Below are 19,380 nucleotides of genomic sequence, written 5' to 3'. Positions count from 1 at the left end.
GGCGTGCCGGTGGTGGTGGCGATCAACCATTTCGTCACCGACACCGATGCCGAGGTCGAGGCGATCCGGGACTATGCCAGGTCGCATGGCGCCGAGGCGGTGCTGAGCCGTCACTGGGAGCTGGGCTCGGAAGGCTCTGCCGATCTCGCGCGCAAGGTGGTTGCCGTGGCCGAGGCCGGGCAGGCGAATTTCGCGCCGATCTATCCCGACGACATGCCGCTGGCGGACAAGATCCAGACCATCTGCAAGCGTATCTACCGCGCCGACGAGGCGTTGATGGACAAGAAGATCCGCGACCAGCTCAAGCTCTGGGAAGAGCAGGGATACGGCAACCTGCCGGTCTGCATGGCAAAAACGCAATATTCCTTCTCGACCGATCCGAACCTGCGCGGCGCGCCCACCGGCCATTCGGTGCCGGTGCGCGAGGTGCGGCTGTCGGCGGGGGCCGGGTTCATCGTCGTGGTCTGTGGCGAGATCATGACCATGCCGGGCCTGCCGCGGGTGCCCTCGGCCGAGAATATCCGCCTGAACGACGCCGGCCAGATCGAAGGCCTGTTCTGAGCGCGGACGCGCAGCCAATCGGCCCGGGCGCGCATTGACGGCGCGCCCGGGATCAAGGAAACCGACCTGACACCGACATTTAGGACCGACACCATGACTGCCCAGATCATCGACGGAAAAGCCTTTGCAGCAACTGTGCGCACCAGGGTTGCCGAACAGGTTGCCCGCCTGAAGGCCGAGCATGACATCATCCCCGGCCTTGCCGTGGTGCTGGTTGGCGAGGACCCGGCGTCGCAGGTCTATGTGCGCTCCAAGGGCAAGATGACGGTCGAGGTCGGCATGGCCAGCTTCGAGCACAAGCTCGGGGCCGACACCTCCGAGGCCGACCTGCTCGCCCTGATCGAGACGCTGAACACCGACCCCCGGGTGCATGGCATCCTGGTCCAGCTGCCGCTGCCCGGCCACATGAATTCCGACCTGGTGATCAACGCCATCAACCCGGCCAAGGATGCGGACGGGTTCCATATTTCCAACGTCGGCCTGCTGGGCACCGGGCAGAAATCGATGGTGCCCTGCACGCCGCTGGGGTGCCTGATGATGCTGCGCGAGCAGCACGGGTCGCTGTCGGGCATGAACGCGGTGGTGCTGGGGCGCAGCAACATCGTCGGCAAGCCGATGGCGCAATTGCTGCTGGGCGACAGTTGTACCGTAACCATCGCGCATTCGCGCACCCGGGACCTGCCCGAAGTGGTGCGCCGCGCCGATATCGTGGTCGCCGCCGTCGGCCGCCCGGAAATGGTGCCGGGCGACTGGATCAAGCCGGGCGCCACGGTGATCGACGTGGGCATCAACCGCATCGACGCGCCGGAAAAAGGCACCAATGCCGACGGCAGCGTCAAAACCCGGCTGGTCGGCGATTGCCACTACGAAAGCTGCGCCGCCGTCGCCGGCGCCATCACCCCCGTCCCCGGCGGCGTCGGCCCCATGACCATCGCCTGCCTCCTGGCAAACACCCTCACAGCCTGCTGCCGCGCAAACAACCTACCAGAGCCAAACGGACTCACCGCATGACACCCGACCCTCGGTTGCTGCCTGGCAAACCGGTCAAGGAGCGCATCCTCTCCGAGGTGCGCGCGCTGACCCGGTCGGCGGGGCGGATTGGCAAGCTGGTGTCGATTTCCATCGGCGAGGTGCCTGAAGTGGCGGTCTATGTGCGCAACCAGGCGCGGGCCGCCGCTGCTGCCGGGCTGCCCTTTGACCAGGAATTCTGGGGCGGCGCGGTCAGCCAGGAAGACTGCAAGGCGCGGATCCAGGCGATGAATGACGACCCGGAGGTTCTGGGCATCATCCTGCAACGGCCGGTGCCCGATCACATCAATGTCCGCTCGCTGCAATCGGCGATCCATCCGCTCAAGGATGTCGAAGGCATGAACCCGGCCTCGATCGGCAACATCGTCTACAATGACGTGGCCATGGCCCCCTGTACCGCCGCCGCCGCGGTCGAGCTGATCCGCGAGACCGGGCTCAGGATGCAGGGGCTCGAGGTGGTGATGGTCGGTCATTCCGAGATCGTCGGCAAACCGGCGGCGATGATGCTGATGGCCGAGGGCGCGACGGTGACGGTTTGCCATCACCTGACCCGCTCGGTCGCCATGCATTCACGCCGCGCCGACGTGATCGTGGTGGCGGTGGGCAAGCCGCACCTGATCGGGGCGGATATGGTCAAGCCGGGGGCCGCGGTGATCGATATCGGCATCAACCAGATCGTCAAGCCAGATGGGACGACCGAGATCGTGGGGGACGTGGACACCGATGCGGTCAAGGACGTCGCCGGCTGGATCACGCCGGTGCCCGGCGGTGTTGGCCCGGTGACGGTGGCGATCCTGATGCGCAACGCCATGCGCGCCCATGCGCGGCAGGTGGCGGCGGGCTGGCGCAGCTGATCCGCCGCCCGGTCACAGGGTCAGATAGCCGATGCCCAGGAATGCCACGACGCAACCGGCCCATTGCGCCGCCCCCATCTTTTCCCCGAGGAACACCCGCGCCAGCAGGATGGTGAACAGGCCGAACATCGAGGCCGCGACGGCGGCGAATTCCGGGTGATCGAGACCCCCCGCGGATATCACCGCGAGCAGGGCAATACCGTCCAGCACCCCCATCGTGACCAGCGGCACCAAGGCCCGCCGCCCGATCCGCAGGTCGGGGCGCAGCAGGATCAGCAGGGCACAGAGACCGGCCAGCGCGATGGCGCGCGTGGCAAAGGTGCTCTGCCATTCGCCGCCATGTTCCGCCGCCATCTGGCCGAGCTTGAAGGTGCTGGCAAAGCCGATGGCCGAGAGCACCGATAGCGCGATGGTCGGCCCGCGCGGGGGCATATCGTCGGCCGCCGGATCGGACAGCATCGCCACCAGCCCCACGGCGCAGACGATCACCAGAACGGCGGCGATCTGGTCCGCCGTCACCCGCGACCCATCCAGCACGGCATAGGCCAGCGACAGGATCGGATAGGCCCCGATGATCGGGCTGACCAGCCGCACCGGCCCGCGTTCAAAGGCGAAATAGAGCCCGAGGCTGGCCATCAGGAACGCCACCCCGGCCCCGACCGACAGCCACAGGGCCACCCCCGAGGGCAACATCGTGGCACCATTGACCAGAATCACCCCGCATTGAAACGCCAGTGCGGTCAGCAGCACCACCAGCAAGGCCCCGAGCAGCGGCACCGTCTTGCTGAGATACCGGATCGCGATATCGTGCAGACCCCAGCAAAACGCGGCCACCAGCCCCAGAAACAGCGTGTTCATTAAACGTCCCTCGTCAGGATGAGATTTTCGAACGGATCGCTTGCGCGATTGCAAACGGCTCTATATTCTCAGTATTAATATTTTTTTCCGTAAAGGCAAATGCCGGAAGGAGAGAACATGCTTGATGGCAACTATCCCGCCGTGGTTCCGGGCCCGCCGCGCCCCAGCGGATTGATCGAGCCACGGGTCTTTTCCATGCCGCCGGGCACCGAGCGCTACGTGGTCGAGGGCTGTGGCGCGATCCTGGTCCGGCTTGAGGCCGGTGATCGTCTTGAAATCGAGAACACCGAAGGGGGCCAGGTGTGTGAACTGGTCTGTGTCCGCCCGGACGGCAGTTTCGATCCGGGGCTGATCGGGGCCAATGGCGGGGGCGATGCCGCGGGGCTGAAGGCGCTGCTGGCCTCGTCCGATCAGTCGCTGCGCGGCCTGCGGATGGGGCTTCGGGCGCGCGGGCTCGATCTCGCCCGGGCGCGGGCGGTGCAGTTGTTTGAAGGCACGACGCCGGCGCGCACCACCGAACGGTTCACCGCCACCGCAGAGGGGATCGCGATCATCGCGGCCCCGGGCGGGATCATGGATTTCGAGGCGCAGGACACGGCGACGCCGCTGACCGTCCATATCCGCCGCGCGACCATCAAGCGGCTCCCCCGGTTCGAGCTGCCCGATCCGCTGGCCGATCCGGTTGCCGATGTCCGCGTACATTCCGCCACGGCCCAAGCCTATTTCGTCAAGGCCGGGGACTATATCCAGATCCTTGACGTGGACGGGCGGCAATGTACCGATTTCCAATGCTTTTCCGCGCGCAAGCTCGACAAGGGGATCGAACACGCGCTGGACGTGACCACCACCCGGACGCTGATGGAACATGCCTATCCGATGCCGGGGCTGCATGCGAAATATTATGACCAGGACATGCTGCCGCTGGTCGAGGTGATCCAGGATACCTGCGGGCGGCACGATGCCTTTGCGCTGGCCTGTTCCGCGAAATATTATGACGACATCGGCTATCCCGGGCACGTGAACTGTTCCGACAATTTCAACGCCGCGCTGGCACCGCATGGGGTGGGTGGGCGCAAGGGCTGGATGGCGATCAATTTCTTCTTCAACACCGGGCTGGATGAACATGGCGTGATGTATTCCGACGAACCGTGGTCGCGCCCCGGCGATTACGTGCTGTTGCGCGCGCTGACCGATCTGGTCTGTGTCAGCTCGGCCTGCCCCGACGACACCTCGGCGGCAAACGGCTGGAACCCGACCGACATCCATGTGCGCACCTATAGCGGCAACGAGACCTTTCAACGCGCCGTGGCGTACCGGCCCACCCCAGATGCGGACCCCAAAATGACCAAACAGACAGGCTTTCATGACCGGTTCGACCGGTTCACCGACAATTTCATCGAATATAACGGTTTCTGGCTGGCCAATTGCATGTCCACCGCCGGGCCGATCGAGGAATATCATGCCTGCCGCCAGAAGGTCGTCGTGACCGATCTCAGCCCGCTGCGCAAGTTCGAGATCACCGGACCCGACAGCGAGGCGTTGTGCCAATATGTTTTTACCCGCAACATGAAGACCCTGCCGGTGGGCGGCGTGGTTTATACCGCCATGTGTTATCCCCATGGCGGCATGGTTGATGACGGCACCGTGTTCCGGTTGGGCAAGGACAATTTCCGCTGGATTGGCGGGTCGGATTATGGCGGCGAATGGATCCGCGACAAGGCCGAGGAGCTGGGCCTTCGGGTGCTGATCCGTTCGTCCACCGACATGCAGCACAATATCGCCGTGCAGGGGCCCGAAAGCCGCGAGTTGTTGCGCAAGATCATCTGGACCGCGCCGCATCAGCCGAATTTCGACGAGCTCGCCTGGTTCCGCTTTGCGCCGGCGCGCATCGGTGACGATCAGGGCATTCCGGTGGTGGTCAGCCGCACGGGTTATACCGGCGAGCTGGGCTATGAGATCTTCTGTCACCCGAAACACGCGGGCGCGGTGTTCGACGCCGTGTGGGACGCGGGGCAGGGGCATGGCATCACCCCGCTGGGATTCGAGGCGCTCGACATGGTGCGGATCGAGGCCGGGCTGATCTTTGCCGGGCATGATTTCTCGGACCAGACCGACCCGTTCGAAGCGGGCATAGGGTTTACTGTGCCGCTCAAGACCAAACCGGATGATTTCATCGGGCGCGACGCGCTGATCCGGCGCAAGGAAACCCCGGCGCGCAAGTTGGTGGGCCTGGATATCGACAGCAATGTCGCGGTTGGGCATGGCGATTGCGTGCATGTGGGCCGGGCGCAGATCGGCGAGGTGACGTCATCGATCCGCTCGCCCCTGTTGGGACGCAACATCGCGCTGGCGCGGGTGGATGTGGCGCATTCCGAACCGGGCACGCGGCTTGAGATCGGCAAGCTGGACGGGCATCAGAAACGCCTGCCCGCGACGATCCGGGCCGACCTGGCCGCGTATGATCCGAAAAAGGAACGTCCACGGTCGTGATGGCATGACCAGCGCCCTGCAAGAGATCGGCGGCGAACCCGCCCTGCGCGCGGTTGTCGAGCGGTTCTATGACCTGATGGAACGCGATCCGGCGGTCTATGCGCTGCACCGTCTGCATTTCCGGGGCCACGGGCTGAGCCACACAAGGCAGGCACAGTTCGAGTTCCTGTGCGGTTTCCTGGGCGGGCGGGCGTATTACCGGGAGCGGTTCGGCCATATGAACCTGCGCGAGATCCACGCCCATGTGCCGATCCGGGCGGCGGATGTGGACATGTGGCTGGCGACATTTGACCGGGCGTTGCGGGATGTGGGCCTTGCGGGGCCGGCGGTGGAACGGTTCCGCGCCACGCTACATCGCAGCGCACACAAGCTGGTGAACGAGGTGCCCGATTGGCGGCAGGGCGACGCGCGGGCGTGATCGCCCCTGTGGCCGGGTCCGACAAAAACCCCCTCGCAGTTGCCTGCAAGGGGGTGACATTGCGACGAGGAACCCCGTCAGATGTCGAGCGTGTTCTCGCGTTCCCATTGGGTAAAGTGGGTGACGAAGGCGTCCCATTCCTGCATCTTCATCTTGATGTAGGAGGACGAGAATTCGTCGCCCATCATCTTCTTGAGTTCCTTGTCCTTGTCGTATTCGCGGATCGCGTCGAGCATGTTCAGCGGCAGCTTGGGCGCGCCGCGTACCTTGTGGCCCTCGGCATACATGTCGATATCGTGGCGCTTGCCGGGATCGGCCTTGGTGCGGATACCCGACAGGCCCGCCGCGATGATCACCGCCTGCAACAGGTAGGGGTTTGCCGCGCCGTCGGGCAGGCGCAGTTCGAATCGGCCGGGGCCGGGGACCCGCACCATGTGGGTGCGGTTGTTGCCGGTCCATGTGACGCTGTTGGGTGCCCAGGTGGCCCCCGAGGTGGTGCGCGGCGCGTTGATGCGCTTGTAGCTGTTCACCGTCGGGTTGGTGATCGCCGCCAGCGCGCTGGCGTGTTTCATGATGCCGCCCAGGAAGTGCTTGCCGCGCTCGGACAGGCCGACTTCGCCGGTCTGACCTTCGCCGCTGCCGGCAAAGACGTTGGTTTGCGACGCCGCGCCCGGCGCATCCCAGACCGAGATATGCGCGTGACAGCCATTGCCGGTCAGGCCGGGGATCGGCTTGGGCATGAAGGTGGCGCGATAGCCGTGCTTTTCCGCCACCGACTTGGTCATGAATTTAAAGAACGAATGCTGGTCGGCGGTGGTCAGCACGTCATTGAATTCCCAGTTCATCTCGAACTGGCCATTGGCGTCCTCGTGGTCGGTCTGATAGGGTTTCCAGCCCAGATCCAGCATGTAATCGGCGATCTCGCGCACCACGTCATAGCGGCGCATCACCGCCTGCTGGTCGTAACAGGGCTTGGCGGCGGTATCGAAGGGGTCGGAGATCTGGTCGCCCTCGGGGGTCAACAGGAAGAATTCGGCCTCGATGCCGGTCTTGACATGCAGCCCCTCTTCGGCGGCCTCGGCGATCAGGCGGCGCAGCACGTTGCGCGGGGCCTGTTCGACCGGCTTGCCTTCCATCACGCAATCGGCGGCCACCCATGCCACGTCCGGCTGCCACGGCAGCTGGATGACCGAGGCCGGGTCCGGCACGGCGAGCATGTCGGGATGGGCGGGCGTCAGGTCGAGCCAGGTGGCAAAGCCCGCGAACCCCGCGCCGTCCTGCTGCATGTCGGCAATCGCCGCCGCCGGCACCAGCTTGGCGCGCTGCCCGCCGAACAGGTCGGTGAAGGAAATCATGAAATACCTGACGCCGCGCTCGGCGGCGTATGTGGCGAGATCGATCTGTGCGTCGGGCGCGGCTTGATCCTTGGCCATATGTGTCATCCTCTCTGTCATATTATGTCGCGATGGTCGTCAGTGGATCCGCGCCATCTCTCGTGAAACGGCGCGGCCCCGGTAAAGGGCCGCGCCGGGCAGGTTCAGAAACCGGGTTTGCCGGGATACCATTCGGTGCCGGCAAGCGGCACGCGGGCCATGGCGGCGGCCTCCATCGTCAGCGCGCAGAGATCCTCGGGTTCGAGATTGTGCAGGTTGTTGTGACCACAGGCCCGCGCGATGGTCTGCGCCTCGAGGGTCATGACGCTCAGGTAATTGCGCAGGTGCCGCCCGGCTTCGACCGGGTCCAGCCGTTTCTGCAATTCGGTGTCCTGCGTGGTGATCCCGGCAGGGTCGAGCCCCTCGTGCCAGTCGTCATAGGCCCCCGCCGTGGTGCCAAGCTTCTGGTATTCGGATTCCCAATGGGGGTCATTGTCGCCCAACGCGATCAGCGCGGCAGTGCCGATGGCCACCGCATCCGCGCCAAGGGCCATCGCCTTGGCAACATCCGCACCGCTGCGGATGCCGCCGGACACGATCAACTGCACCTCGCGATGCACGCCCAGGTCCTGCAAGGCCTGAACCGCGGGGCGGATACAGGCCAGCGTCGGCAGGCCCACATGTTCGATGAACACGTCCTGGGTTGCGGCGGTGCCGCCCTGCATGCCGTCCAGAACCACCACATCGGCCCCCGCCTTGACCGCCAGCGCGGTGTCGTAATAGGGCCGTGTTCCGCCGACCTTGACATAGATCGGTTTCTCCCACGCGGTGATTTCGCGCAGTTCGAGGATCTTGATCTCCAGATCGTCCGGCCCGGTCCAGTCCGGGTGGCGGCAGGCCGAGCGTTGGTCGATGCCCTTGGGCAGGTTGCGCATCTCGGCCACGCGGTCGCTGATCTTCTGGCCCAGCAGCATACCGCCGCCGCCGGGCTTGGCCCCCTGTCCGACCACGACCTCGATGGCATCGGCCTTGCGCAGATCGTCAGGGTTCATGCCATAGCGCGAGGGCAGGTATTGATAGACCAGCTTGGACGAATGGCCGCGTTCCTCGGGGGTCATGCCGCCGTCGCCGGTGGTGGTCGACGTGCCCGCCGCCGATGCGCCCCGGCCCAGGGCCTCTTTGGCGCGGCCCGACAGGGCGCCAAAGGACATGCCGGCGATGGTGATCGGGATGTCCAGCTCGATGGGTTTCTTGGCAAAGCGGGTGCCAAGCGTCACCTTGGTGTCGCATTTCTCGCGGTATCCTTCGAGCGGATAGCGCGACACCGATGCGCCGAGGAACAGCAGGTCATCGAAATGCGGCACCCGCCGCTTGGCCCCGCCTCCGCGAATGTCATAGATGCCGGTGGCCGCCGCACGCCGGATCTCGGCGTTGATCGGGTTGGAAAAGGTCGCCGACTGGATGGGCATGGTCTGGGGGGGACGTTTGTCCTTGATGTCTTTCACGGTCTCGTCTCCCTCAATACGCGTTGTCGACTTTGAAGTTATAGAGCTGGCGGGCCGAGCCATAGCGCTTGAACTCTTCAGGCCTGGCATCGCTGCCGGCGCGCGCCAGCAGGTCGCGCAGGATGTCCAGATGCTCGGGGCGCATCTCTTTCTCGACGCAATCCGCGCCCAGCGATTTCACCGACCCGCGCACGAACAGCCGCGCTTCATAGATCGAGTCGCCAAGCGCATCGCCCGCATCGCCACAGACCACAAGATTGCCCGATTGCGCCATGAAGGCCGACATGTGGCCGACATTGCCATGCACCACGATGTTGATCCCCTTCATTGAGATGCCACACCGGGACGAGGCATTGCCCTTGATCACCAGCAGCCCGCCATGGCCGGTGGCCCCGGCATACTGGCTGGCGTCGCCCTCGATCACCACGGTGCCCGACATCATGTTCTCGGCAACACCGGGGCCGGCTGAACCATGCACGCGCACGGTGGCCTGCTTGTTCATCCCGGCGGTGTAATAGCCGGTCGAGCCCTTGACGCTCACCTCGATGGGCGCGTCCAGCCCGACCGCCACCGCGTGACTGCCACGGGGGTTGACGATTTCCCAGGCGGTCTGGCTGGTGTCCGTTGCCTGGGCATGCAGCGCGGCGTTCAGCTCGCGCAGGCTGTTGGCCTGAAGATCATAGGTCTGCATTTATGCCGCCTTCTTGTTCGGGTTGCTGGCCTCGGCATGGGTCCAGAAATACACGGTTGCGGGTTCGGGTTCCCAGACGCGGGCGGTATCAATGCCCGGCAGGTTGACCAGCGCGCGATATTCCGAGCCAAAGGCCACGTATTGATCGGTTTCCGCCATCACGGCGGGTTTGCAGGCAATCGGGTCGCGCACGACGCCAAAGCCGTCCTTGGTGCCAACGACAAAGTTGAAGAACCCGTCCAGGTCCTCGAGCGAGGCTTCCAGCGCCTCGCCCAGCGTCGCGCCGTTCTGCATCTTCCATGTCAGATAGGCGGCCCCGACCTCGGTATCGTTCTGGGTCTCGATATGGATGCCCTCGCGTTGCAGCTTGCGGCGCAGCGAGTTGTGGTTGGACAGCGAGCCATTGTGAACAAGGCACTGGTCCGGGCCGGTGTTGAACGGGTGCGCGCCCAGTGTTGTTACCGCGCTTTCGGTGGCCATGCGGGTGTGTCCGATTCCGTGGGTGCCGGACATCGACGACAGGCCGAAACGCGCCGCCACGTCCTTGGGCAGGCCGACCTCCTTGTAGATCTCCAGCGTGTCGCCAAAGGACATGGTGCGCACGTCAGGGGCGATTTCGCGCAGCGCTGCCCGCGCCGCCTCTGCCCGGCCCGCCGGCAGGGTCAGAACTGCATGGGTGTCGTTGCGGCTCAGGGTGACCGCGCCCCCGATTGCCGCGCCCAGCCGGTCGGCCAGCCCGTCAAAGGCGGTATCGCCATCTTCGGCCTGCACGGTCAGTTTCGAGGCCGCGCCGTCTTCGTTGCCATAGATCGCAATTCCGGCGCTGTCCGGGCCGCGATCGGTCATGGTGATCAGCATATCTGTGAGCAGCGCGCCCAGCTGGGGCTCAAGCGCCTTGTCCTTGAGGAACAGTCCGACAATTCCGCACATTCTGGTCTCGCTCCATTTTCTTGATTCTTCCCGGTACGGGTGACGGGATCAGGCTAGCACCGGATCTTCGTCGCCGCAACCAGTATGAATATAATTTTCCTATCAGGCAAGTACGGGCGCATCCGCCCGCACCGGTTTTCGTGTCGCTCAATAGCGTTCGACGCTTTTCTGGACCTTCTCATGGTCCAGTGCCCGTTTGCTCGCACGTTTGAGATGTTCGTCCTCGCGGATGAATTGCATCCGGTGCCAGCCGAGCCAGAAGATGACGCCCAGGGCGACCATGAGCATTTCGGACCCCTGGAAGGGATAGAGCGGCCCGACATCCGCCAGGTCGACGGCCCAGCTTGTGTAACCAATCGTGGACATTTGGGTTCTCCTTATTCCGCGGGGGTCAGTTTGGTGGCCAGATGCGCCTTGTCCGCCTCGATGATCGCCTCTTTGGCGTCCTCGTAGGCATGGTGTTCGGCGTAATCGAGCCCTTCGAGTTCAACCTCTTCGGGGATGCGCAGCACGCCCATCGCGGCCTGGATCTTGGACACTGCAAAGGCCGGCAGGAAGCCGAGGCCAAAGAACATGATCATCGCGCCGACAAACTGGCCGACCGGGTTGACGGTGGCATAGCCTTCGTAAGGGGACGAGGGCGCGCCCCAGAGGACAAACCCGGCGATGATCAGCCCGACAAACCCGGCATAGCCATGCACCGCAACCGCGCCCACCGCGTCGTCGAGCTTGAAACGGCGCTCGACCCAGAAATGCAGGCGATAGACGATGACGACGCCAACGGCGGCGATCAGCATGGCCTGGACCGGGTGATACAGGTCATTGCCCGCAGAGGCGGTGATGACCCCGGCCAGCCCGCCCGAAAAGGTCCAGAACGCATCGCCCTTGGACACCAGGTAGGCGGCCATCAACCCGCCCGACAGCGACATCAGGAAGTTGAACGTGATCCCCGACAGCGATGTCGGTGCCAGATAGATATTGGTCGCCGTCCAGGTGGTGCCGGTGATCTGCCCGCCAATGGCTTCGGGGGAAATCGCCGGGACGTTGCAGGCGGCGTAGAAACCCCAGAAGCCGGTATAGATCAGGAAAATCCCGATGGTCAGCATCCACGGGTTGTGCGGCGGAATATCACGCGGGGTGCCATCGGCGGCAAACTTGCCGATGCGCGGGCCAAGAACCGCGATCACACCCAGGGCATAGCCCCCGGCAATCGCGTGGATCACCCCCGAAGCATAGGCATCGTGATAGCCCAGATATTTCACCATCCAGCCGTCGTAATGCCAGCCCCAGGCGGCATCGATGATCCACCAGACCGACCCGATCAGCACCGCATGGACCCACAGCGCCGACGAGCGGATGCGTTCGATCACCGCGCCCGACACGATCGAGGCCGCGGTCCATGAGAACAACAGGAAGGCCGCCCAGAACACGCCGGTGATTCGGTCGGCGGCGTTCGGCCCCATGGTTTCGGCCCAGGGCAGGTTGCCCGCGCCCATGTCATGGTTCAGCCCGCCAAAGAACGGGAACATCGGAAACGCCCAGTATATCCACCATCCGAAGAAGAAAAAGGTAACGGTGACCAGGGGGATCACCATGACGTTTTTCATCAATGTGTGCATGTGGTTGCGGCGACGGCTGGCACCGACCTCGTACATGCAGAACCCGACATGAATCAGGAACATGAAGACCACCGTCACCCAGTAATAGAACTCGGTGAACACGGTGGTCAGGGCATTCAGATTGCCATCCATTTGGACAGTCTCCCTATATGTGTACTTGATTTTTGTTCAACTTATTTTACCTATGGGAAGGCAATATTATTCACTCTGTCAAACTTTTTTCACCCAGAGGCGCTGTTTTTTCACCTTTGCCCGGTTCGTGGGCAGGGCTTTTGATGGAACGCAGAGTTTCCCATCATGAAAAAAATATGAACCAAGGGATTGATTTTTTCACGGGATTGGGTCTCACTACCTGTCAAACATGAACAGCAGAGGGAGACGCGTCGTGGCGATCATCTACAGGACGTCGGCGCTGGCACAGCGCCACGCGGAAATCGGCGGTGAGTTGGAAGACTGGAACGGCATGGGCACCGCGTGGTTCTATGACCAGTCTGACGAGCGCGCCAAGGCCGATTACGAAGCGGTGCGTACCAAGGCGGGGCTGATGGATGTGTCCGGCCTGAAAAAGGTTCACCTCAGCGGCCCGCACGCGGCGGCGGTGATCGATCGCGCCACCACCCGCAACGTTGACAAGCTGATGCCGGGGCGGGCGGTCTATGCCGCGATGCTGGACGACCGGGGCCTGTTCATCGACGATTGCGTGATCTATCGCCTGTCGGTCAATACCTGGCTGTTGGTGCATGGCACCGGCACCGGCCATGAAAGCCTGGCGATGGCGGCCTATGGCAAGAACGTCTCGATGATCTTTGACGACGATCTGCACGACATGTCGCTGCAAGGCCCGGTAGCGGTGGATTTCCTGGCCAGGCACATTCCGGGCATCCGGGACCTGGCCTATTTCGGCATCATCCAGACCAAGCTCTTTGGCAAGCCGGTGATGATCTCGCGCACCGGCTATACCGGCGAGCGGGGATACGAGATCTTCTGCGAAGGCCGTCACGCCATCGAGCTGTGGGACGCGATCCTCGAAGACGGCAAGGACATGGGCATCCGCCCGGTCCAGTTCTCGACCCTCGACCTGCTGCGCACCGAAAGCTATCTGCTGTTCTATCCCGGCGACAATTCGGAAACCTATCCGTTTGACGATGGCCCCTGTGGCGACTCGCTGTGGGAGTTGGGTCTGGAGTTCACCGTGTCCCCCGGCAAGAAGGGCTTTCGCGGGGCCGAGAACCACTATGCGCTGGAAGGCAAGGAACGGTTCAAGATCTACGGCGTCCGGCTGGAAGGCACCACCGCCGCCGACGAGGGCGCGGACCTGCTCCGGGATGGCGAAAAGGTTGGCGTCGTGACCTATGGCATGCGTTCGGACCTGTTCGATCACACGGTGGGTATCGCGCGGATGCCGGTGGATTGCGCGGTGCCCGGCACCAGGATGACGGTGCGCAACGCCGACGGGGCCGAGATCCCCTGTGTTGCCGAGGAAATGCCCTTTTATGACAAGGACAAGAAAGTCCGCACCGCCAAGGGCTGAGACGACACTGCGAAAGGCGCGCCGGCGGGGCCGCGCCTTTCTGCCACCAATAATCCGCAGGGAGAAACGGCAGCATGTCGAAATTCAAATTCCCCGAAAGTATCCGCAGCCGGCCGGTCTATGGCACGCTGGAACCGCGCCCGGGCAAGGGCCACCTGATGATTGCCGATGCCGAGGGTGCGGAGGCGCTGCTTGAGCTTGCCGCGCAGGATGCCGAACTGTTTCACAGCGCGCATATCATCTATGTGCCAAAGGACACCGGCGAGACCTATGTGGCCCGGCTGCGGGCGCAGCGCCCGGCCATCCTGCATGTCGCGCCCAGCTATGACGCCACGGTGCCGCGCATCCGCCGGGTGTTGTCGGACGCGCATATGGGGATTCAGGTCTATCTGGCCGGAACCGAGGGGCTGATGGGGCAGGCCCAGAACGAGGCGATGAGCGCCGGCATTCCCCATACCGCGATCCAGACCGAGCATCGCGGCTCGGTGGCGCGGCGGATGCAATGCGTGCATTGCAAGGGCATCACCGAGGACGTGATGACCGATCCGTTTGTCTGTTCCCATTGCGGGCTGAACCTGTTTGTGCGCGACCATTATTCGCGCCGGCTGGCCGCCTTTCAGGGGGTCTGTGTCGATGCGGAGGATCCCGGAAACGTGCCCGAACCCGTGGAGTTGTACACATGAGCGCCGCCCCCCAGAAAGCCAAAGCCGGCGCCGAAAAGATCGAGGTCGAGGTCAGCGCCGTGGTGCCGCTGAATGATCTGGTGACGCGGTTCGAGTTCAGGCGCCGCGACGGCCAGCCCTTTCCGCCGTTTTCCGCCGGGGCCCATACGGTGGTCGAAATGCAGGATGCGGGGCGCACCCGGCTGAACCCCTATTCGCTGATGTCGGACCCGGCGGACCAGTCGAAATACGCGATTTCGGTGCGCCGCGATGACGAGGGCAGGGGCGGCTCGCTGTTCATGCATCGCAACGTCAGGGTCGGCGATGCGATGACGATCACCTATCCGGTGAACCTGTTTCCGCTGGACCTGCGCGGGCGCAAGCATGTGTTCCTGGCCGGTGGCATCGGCATCACGCCCTTCATGGCGATGATCGCGCATCTGGAGCGCATGGGCGGCGCGTGGGAACTGCACTATGCCTGCCGCGGCAAGGCGCTCGGCTCCTATGCCGACGAGTTGACGGCCCGCCACCCCAACAAGGTCCATGTCTATTACGACGATCAGAAACAGGCGATCGCGCTTGCAGAGCTGCTGGATGGGCAGCCGCTGGGGACACATGTCTATGTCTGTGGCCCGCAAGGGATGATCCAATGGGTGCACAGCACGGCGCGGGCGCATGGCTGGCCCGACGAAAACGTGCATTCCGAAGAGTTCCTCGCGCCGCAACCCGGCAAGCCCTTTGAGGTGCGCCTGTGCCAATCGGACATGACGATCCAGGTGGGCGAGCATGAGAGCCTGCTTGAGGCGATGGAACGCTGCGGAGTGGATGCCCCGTTCCTGTGTCGTGGCGGTGCCTGTGGCCAATGCGAAACCGACGTGGTCGAGGCCGAGGGCGAATTCATCCACCGCGATCACTGGCTGGACGATGATGAACATGCCAGCGGCAAGAAAATCATGCCCTGCGTCAGCCGCTTTGTCGGCAAGGCGCTGGTTCTGGACCGATAGGGGAGGCAACGATGACGCTGCAATTCAACACGGAAACCTTCCGCGACGATTATTCGTTCCACAATTCGGACCGGGCGATCAAACGATTCCCGTTCCCGTTCCACGAAGACAGCTACATGTATTCGGTGAACATGGAGCAGCACCGGGGCGGGCCGGCCGGTTCGGTTTTCGAGATGCGGTTCGACGTGGACGAGCATTACGTCTCGGAGATGCAGGACCGCGCGCTGGTTCTGGCCGAGGACCCGCTGCGCTGCCAGTCGCTGCCGCATATGACGCTGGCGGGGTGGGACACGCTTGAGCTGATCATGGTCAGCAAATCCGAGGATTATCCCGACCTGTTCGAACTGCACCGCGACGGCGACCGCTGGCGCTGGATCAACAAGCCGATGGGCATCGACCATACATTCACCTTTCTTGATGAAACCACGCTGCCCTGCGGTCCGCTGGAATACATCACGCGCCAGGCCCAGGGCGATTTCGCGGTGCTCGATCAACGCGGTGACATGCTCTACATGGATGCGGGCATGGTCACCACCCAGGCGGATTGGAGCCTGGATTTCGACATCGGCATGGATTTCTTCGAATGGCACGCGCCGGTGCCGCTGGCCCATGAGATGGGCATTTTCAAACGCGCCCTGAAATTCCTGCTGAACATTCAACAGGGTGCCCCGGCGCGGCGGCTGAACTGGACGATGACGGTGAACCCGCTGCTGGATACCAGCCCCGAGAACTATCATAAATGGGGCGTGCAAAAGACCACGCTGACCCCCGGAAACATCGGCGCAAAGCAACATCTGCGGGTGGAATTGCAGACCTTCTATCGGTTGCCACGCTCGAACGCGCTGTTGTTTCCGATCCGTTGCTACCTGATCGCGTTCCAGGACCTGGTGCGCATCCCGAAATGGGGCCGCCGCCTGCATCGCGTGGTGCGTGACCTGCCGGACGAGTTGGCGACCTACAAGGGGTTCATCGACAACCGCCCGAAAATGCTGGATTATCTCGGCCAGTTTGACGACGGCTTGCCAACCTCGCCCGGAGTCTGGCCGGATCTGGACAGCGAACCGCCACTGCAAAAATAGTCACGCCACCGAGAGATCATCCTCGTGCAGGGACGGGTGGAACCTGTCCTTGGGCAACAGGCGGAACGGGGTGCCGGTCATCGTTGCGGTGTTCATGCGATCGCAGCGAAAGATGCGCGGCTCGCTCCTGAGATGGTCCATCGCGACGACGTACCAGACCGGGTATTTCAACAGCAGGTAATGCGGTTCGATCCGCCGTTCCGAGCACTGCCCGTCCTCGCGCCGATAGCGAATGTCCAGCATGTCCTGATCGACAAAGGCTTGGTGCAGGGCCTGCACGACCCGTTTGGGCGGGGCATCGGCGCCGGTCTGCACATAGGGTGACGCGGTCACGCCGATCAGGATGCGGGATTTCAGTCGGTTCACCCTGTCGCGTTTGCCGGGCGAGAACGAGGCGACCAATTGACGACGCACCGAACCGAGGCTGGCGAGGAACAGGGGTGAGTCCATTTTTTCCGCCACCGCGATGCTGATCAACAGATCGACCGCCTCGCCATAGGTCAGGTTCATCCGCCCCACGCCCCAGTTCCGCTCAAGCCGCACCCCGCCGCCGCGTCCGCGATCGGCGTCGATCTGCATGCCCTGATCCCGCATCAGCGACAGGTCACGGGCAATGGTGCGGGCACTGACACCGTGCTGGCGCGCCAGGTCGCTGACCGTGCAATGGCTGTTTTGCTTGAGCTGAACCGCGATCAACTCGAGCCGTCTCATCCTGTCCTGTGTATTCGCGCGGGTCATGCATCAAATGTGACGTATAATGACATATTTGCCAATAGAAGGGCGGCGAACCAGACGGAGCTTGGAAGATGAAAATGAACTATTTTGTTGTCGGCACCAATGACATGGCAGCGGCGCGCGGGTTTTACGACGAGTTGTTCGCATCGGCGGGGATAGAGGGGGTGCCGGTGTCCGACCGGATGACCTATTGGCTGGGTGCGGATTTTGCCTTTGCCGCGGCGATCCCCTTTGATGAAAAACCGGCCAGCATTGGCAATGGCACGATGGTGGGGTTTTGTGTCGGGGACAGCGGCGATGTCACGCGCCTGCATGCGCGGGCGCTTGAGCTGGGCGGCACATGCGAGGGCGCGCCGGGCCAGCGGGGGCCAAAATTCGGGTCTGAAGCAGATTTGGTGCAGTCCAACTTGCCAAGCGCTATATATCGGCAGGTTTTGGAGGAGATTGCCGATGGCGTCACAGTTTTCACGGCGGGATTTCCTGCCAGCAGGTCTCAAGGCCGATCAGGTCGAGCTTGTTGGGAACACGGTCCGGATCCACTCGCGTTCCGCCAAAGCCGCGGCAGCGTGCCCGCGCTGCGGCACGGTTTCACGTCATGTTCACAGCAGATACCGCCGACGGCCTGCCGATCTGCCTGCGCATGGCCGGAAGGTGGAACTGGTCCTGTTGGTTCGCCGATTTCGCTGCTGTGCTCCGCAGTGCCCGGCCAGGATATTTGCGGAGCGGTTCCCACCTGCGGTAACCCGGCCGCATGCGCGGCGTACCTCCCGTCTGCAAGGACTGGTCCGGCACCTCGGCCTGGCACTCGGCGGGCGCCCGGCACAGGCGCTCGCCGCACGGCTCCTGCTGCCGGTCAGCAAGGATACGTTCCTCCGCAGCATCCGGGGCGCGGCGACGGCCTCAAGCAGTGATCTCCGCGTCATAGGTATTGACGACTGGGCTTGGCGAAAGGGGCAGAGATACGGCACTTTGATCTGCGATCTGGAGCGACGCCGGGTCATTGATCTCCTTCCAGATCGAGAACCGGCCACGGTCGAGGCCTGGCTGCGGGCCCGTCCGGGGATCGAGGTCGTCGCCCGCGACCGCAACGGAGGCTATGGTGGTGCCGTTTCACGGGCCTTGCCAAAGGCGGTTCAGGTTGCCGACCGCTGGCACCTGTTGGAGAACGCGAGCACGGCTTTCCTGGCCGCCGTACAGCGTAACATGCCTGCCATCCGCAAAGCCATCGGCGCAAATGCACTGGATCCAAAGCTTCTGACGGCAGCGGAAAAGCTTCAATATGAGGGCTTTCAGCGCCGCCAACAAACCAACCGCATGGTTCGCCAGATGGCCGATGACGGCACTCCGATCAGACGCATCGTGCGCCTGACCGGATTGAGCCGCGGGCTGGTCCGCCAGATCATCCGTGGTGAGCGCGAAGACGTCTTTCGCATTCGCGAGAGCAGTCTGACCCCTTGGCTACCGCGTCTGGAACGGGAATGGAACGGCGGCTGCCGAAACGGCGCAGAGCTCTGGCGCCGACTGCGGGCAGATGGTTTCCAGGGCAGCCTCCGCGTCGTTGGAGAATGGGCCACGCGCCAGCGCCGTGCCGAGCAGGCCGCGCCGTCGGGTACAGAAAAGTCGCCGCCCGCGCGCAAGATTGCTCGTCTCCTGACCTTGGGCCGGGATCATCTGTGCAAGGCCGATGCCATCCAGGTTGCAAGGATCGAAGCTTCGCTGCCTGCCCTCGCTGCAGCCCGCAGGATGACGGACCGGTTTACGGACATGGTACGCAATGCTCGCGAAGACGCGCTGGAAGGATGGCTGAATGAAGCGGAGGACGGGCTGCTCGGTGCTTTCGCCCGCGGGCTTCGCCGGGATCAGGTGGCGGTCGCCGCAGCCCTGCGTGAACCATGGTCGAACGGACAGACAGAGGGCCAGATCAATCGATTGAAGACGCTGAAACGCCAGATGTATGGCCGCGCCAACATAGATCTGCTCAGGGCACGCCTCGTCACGGCATCTTAGCCACCAAGGTGCATCAACTTTGAGTCAGACCCAA

19 protein-coding genes are annotated in these 19,380 nt (G+C 63.6%); 10 read left to right on the top strand and 9 right to left on the bottom strand.

Annotation, left to right across the window (positions count from 1 at the left end; all coding sequences use genetic code 11):
* The 3 genes from ACP15R_RS26555 to ACP15R_RS26545 form a co-directional block, all read left to right on the top strand.
* Positions 1-561: formate--tetrahydrofolate ligase (locus ACP15R_RS26555; RefSeq protein WP_424988854.1), on the top strand; the 561-nt coding region annotated here is incomplete at its 5' end.
* A 93-nt stretch (positions 562-654) separates the two neighbouring features.
* Positions 655-1,572, top strand: coding sequence for a bifunctional methylenetetrahydrofolate dehydrogenase/methenyltetrahydrofolate cyclohydrolase FolD (gene folD / locus ACP15R_RS26550; protein WP_424988172.1), 918 nt, complete (start codon positions 655-657; stop codon positions 1,570-1,572).
* Positions 1,569-2,444: a bifunctional 5,10-methylenetetrahydrofolate dehydrogenase/5,10-methenyltetrahydrofolate cyclohydrolase gene (locus ACP15R_RS26545; RefSeq protein WP_424988853.1), complete on the top strand. Its 876-nt coding sequence runs from the start codon at positions 1,569-1,571 to the stop codon at positions 2,442-2,444. Before folD ends, ACP15R_RS26545 begins: the two co-directional genes overlap by 4 nt.
* Before the next feature lie 12 nt (positions 2,445-2,456).
* On the opposite strand, the gene ACP15R_RS26540 is transcribed toward ACP15R_RS26545, so the two are convergent.
* Positions 2,457-3,302 (bottom strand): EamA family transporter, encoded by an 846-nt coding sequence (locus ACP15R_RS26540; RefSeq protein WP_424988852.1) that lies wholly within the window; start codon positions 3,300-3,302, stop codon positions 2,457-2,459.
* A gap of 117 nt (positions 3,303-3,419) precedes the next feature.
* Here ACP15R_RS26540 and tdm point away from each other — a divergent pair, with 117 nt between their 5' ends.
* A complete protein-coding gene (tdm, locus tag ACP15R_RS26535; protein WP_424988851.1) occupies positions 3,420-5,792 on the top strand; it encodes a trimethylamine-oxide aldolase Tdm in 2,373 nt (790 codons plus the stop codon).
* Between the two features lie 4 nt (positions 5,793-5,796).
* Positions 5,797-6,210: a group II truncated hemoglobin gene (locus ACP15R_RS26530; RefSeq protein ID WP_424988850.1), complete on the top strand. Its 414-nt coding sequence runs from the start codon at positions 5,797-5,799 to the stop codon at positions 6,208-6,210.
* Between the two features lie 77 nt (positions 6,211-6,287).
* Here the strand turns inward: ACP15R_RS26530 and glnT are convergent, their stop codons facing one another.
* The 6 genes from glnT to ACP15R_RS26500 all read right to left on the bottom strand — a co-directional run bounded on the left by glnT (position 6,288) and on the right by ACP15R_RS26500 (position 12,460).
* Positions 6,288-7,643 carry a type III glutamate--ammonia ligase gene (glnT, locus tag ACP15R_RS26525; protein ID WP_424988849.1) on the bottom strand — a complete coding sequence of 452 codons (1,356 nt, stop codon included), beginning with the start codon at positions 7,641-7,643 and terminating at the stop codon, positions 6,288-6,290.
* Positions 7,644-7,747: 104 nt separating this feature from the next.
* On the bottom strand, positions 7,748-9,088 hold the full coding sequence (locus ACP15R_RS26520; RefSeq protein ID WP_424988848.1) for an FMN-binding glutamate synthase family protein: 1,341 nt from the start codon (positions 9,086-9,088) through the stop codon (positions 7,748-7,750).
* A 13-nt stretch (positions 9,089-9,101) separates the two neighbouring features.
* Positions 9,102-9,779, bottom strand: coding sequence for a hypothetical protein (locus ACP15R_RS26515; RefSeq protein WP_424988847.1), 678 nt, complete (start codon positions 9,777-9,779; stop codon positions 9,102-9,104).
* Positions 9,780-10,709, bottom strand: a complete 930-nt coding sequence (locus ACP15R_RS26510) for a class II glutamine amidotransferase (RefSeq protein WP_424988846.1) — start codon at positions 10,707-10,709, stop codon at positions 9,780-9,782. It abuts the gene before it with no gap.
* Positions 10,710-10,856: 147 nt separating this feature from the next.
* Entirely contained in the window at positions 10,857-11,075 is a 219-nt protein-coding gene (locus ACP15R_RS26505; RefSeq protein ID WP_424988845.1) for a hypothetical protein, read from the bottom strand.
* A gap of 11 nt (positions 11,076-11,086) precedes the next feature.
* A complete protein-coding gene (locus tag ACP15R_RS26500; RefSeq protein ID WP_424988844.1) occupies positions 11,087-12,460 on the bottom strand; it encodes an ammonium transporter in 1,374 nt (457 codons plus the stop codon).
* A 253-nt stretch (positions 12,461-12,713) separates the two neighbouring features.
* On the opposite strand from ACP15R_RS26500, the gene ACP15R_RS26495 reads away from it, so the two are divergent.
* From ACP15R_RS26495 to dmmC, 4 genes are all read left to right on the top strand, one after another.
* Positions 12,714-13,859 carry an aminomethyltransferase family protein gene (locus ACP15R_RS26495; protein ID WP_424988843.1) on the top strand — a complete coding sequence of 382 codons (1,146 nt, stop codon included), beginning with the start codon at positions 12,714-12,716 and terminating at the stop codon, positions 13,857-13,859.
* 74 nt (positions 13,860-13,933) lie between these two features.
* Positions 13,934-14,542 (top strand): dimethylamine monooxygenase subunit DmmA, encoded by a 609-nt coding sequence (dmmA, locus tag ACP15R_RS26490; protein WP_424988842.1) that lies wholly within the window; start codon positions 13,934-13,936, stop codon positions 14,540-14,542.
* The gene (locus ACP15R_RS26485; protein ID WP_424988841.1) at positions 14,539-15,525 is read left to right on the top strand and encodes a PDR/VanB family oxidoreductase; all 987 of its coding nucleotides are present in this window, start codon (positions 14,539-14,541) and stop codon (positions 15,523-15,525) included. The genes dmmA and ACP15R_RS26485 overlap by 4 nt, the downstream gene beginning before the upstream one ends.
* A gap of 11 nt (positions 15,526-15,536) precedes the next feature.
* A complete protein-coding gene (gene dmmC, locus ACP15R_RS26480; protein ID WP_424988840.1) occupies positions 15,537-16,604 on the top strand; it encodes a dimethylamine monooxygenase subunit DmmC in 1,068 nt (355 codons plus the stop codon).
* Here the strand turns inward: dmmC and ACP15R_RS26475 are convergent, their stop codons facing one another.
* Complete coding sequence (locus ACP15R_RS26475) at positions 16,605-17,342, bottom strand: helix-turn-helix transcriptional regulator (RefSeq protein ID WP_424988839.1); 738 nt, start codon at positions 17,340-17,342, stop codon at positions 16,605-16,607.
* Positions 17,339-17,653 carry a hypothetical protein gene (locus ACP15R_RS26470; protein ID WP_424988838.1) on the bottom strand — a complete coding sequence of 105 codons (315 nt, stop codon included), beginning with the start codon at positions 17,651-17,653 and terminating at the stop codon, positions 17,339-17,341. Before ACP15R_RS26470 ends, ACP15R_RS26475 begins: the two co-directional genes overlap by 4 nt.
* A 136-nt stretch (positions 17,654-17,789) precedes the next feature.
* Here ACP15R_RS26470 and ACP15R_RS26465 point away from each other — a divergent pair, with 136 nt between their 5' ends.
* Complete coding sequence (locus ACP15R_RS26465) at positions 17,790-19,346, top strand: ISL3 family transposase (RefSeq protein WP_424987223.1); 1,557 nt, start codon at positions 17,790-17,792, stop codon at positions 19,344-19,346.
* Positions 19,347-19,380 lie beyond the last annotated feature (34 nt).

Source organism: Microbulbifer sp. S227A, from assembly GCF_049800935.1.
The sequence above is the reverse complement of the archived record's forward strand: the minus strand, read 5'-3'. Positions and strand labels throughout refer to the sequence as shown.

Bases quoted from the DNA above. Each gene is read 5' to 3' on its own strand.
- folD (WP_424988172.1), top strand. From the start codon at position 655: ATGACTGCCCAGATCATCGACGGAAAAGCCTTTGCAGCAACTGTGCGC.
- ACP15R_RS26545 (WP_424988853.1), top strand. From the start codon at position 1,569: ATGACACCCGACCCTCGGTTGCTGCCTGGCAAACCGGTCAAGGAGCGC.
- ACP15R_RS26540 (WP_424988852.1), bottom strand. From the start codon at position 3,302: ATGAACACGCTGTTTCTGGGGCTGGTGGCCGCGTTTTGCTGGGGTCTG.
- tdm (WP_424988851.1), top strand. From the start codon at position 3,420: ATGCTTGATGGCAACTATCCCGCCGTGGTTCCGGGCCCGCCGCGCCCC.
- ACP15R_RS26530 (WP_424988850.1), top strand. From the start codon at position 5,797: ATGACCAGCGCCCTGCAAGAGATCGGCGGCGAACCCGCCCTGCGCGCG.
- glnT (WP_424988849.1), bottom strand. From the start codon at position 7,643: ATGGCCAAGGATCAAGCCGCGCCCGACGCACAGATCGATCTCGCCACA.
- ACP15R_RS26515 (WP_424988847.1), bottom strand. From the start codon at position 9,779: ATGCAGACCTATGATCTTCAGGCCAACAGCCTGCGCGAGCTGAACGCC.
- ACP15R_RS26510 (WP_424988846.1), bottom strand. From the start codon at position 10,709: ATGTGCGGAATTGTCGGACTGTTCCTCAAGGACAAGGCGCTTGAGCCC.
- ACP15R_RS26505 (WP_424988845.1), bottom strand. From the start codon at position 11,075: ATGTCCACGATTGGTTACACAAGCTGGGCCGTCGACCTGGCGGATGTC.
- ACP15R_RS26500 (WP_424988844.1), bottom strand. From the start codon at position 12,460: ATGGATGGCAATCTGAATGCCCTGACCACCGTGTTCACCGAGTTCTAT.
- dmmA (WP_424988842.1), top strand. From the start codon at position 13,934: ATGTCGAAATTCAAATTCCCCGAAAGTATCCGCAGCCGGCCGGTCTAT.
- ACP15R_RS26485 (WP_424988841.1), top strand. From the start codon at position 14,539: ATGAGCGCCGCCCCCCAGAAAGCCAAAGCCGGCGCCGAAAAGATCGAG.
- dmmC (WP_424988840.1), top strand. From the start codon at position 15,537: ATGACGCTGCAATTCAACACGGAAACCTTCCGCGACGATTATTCGTTC.
- ACP15R_RS26475 (WP_424988839.1), bottom strand. From the start codon at position 17,342: ATGACCCGCGCGAATACACAGGACAGGATGAGACGGCTCGAGTTGATC.
- ACP15R_RS26470 (WP_424988838.1), bottom strand. From the start codon at position 17,653: ATGCAGGCGCGTGACATCGCCGCTGTCCCCGACACAAAACCCCACCAT.
- ACP15R_RS26465 (WP_424987223.1), top strand. From the start codon at position 17,790: ATGGCGTCACAGTTTTCACGGCGGGATTTCCTGCCAGCAGGTCTCAAG.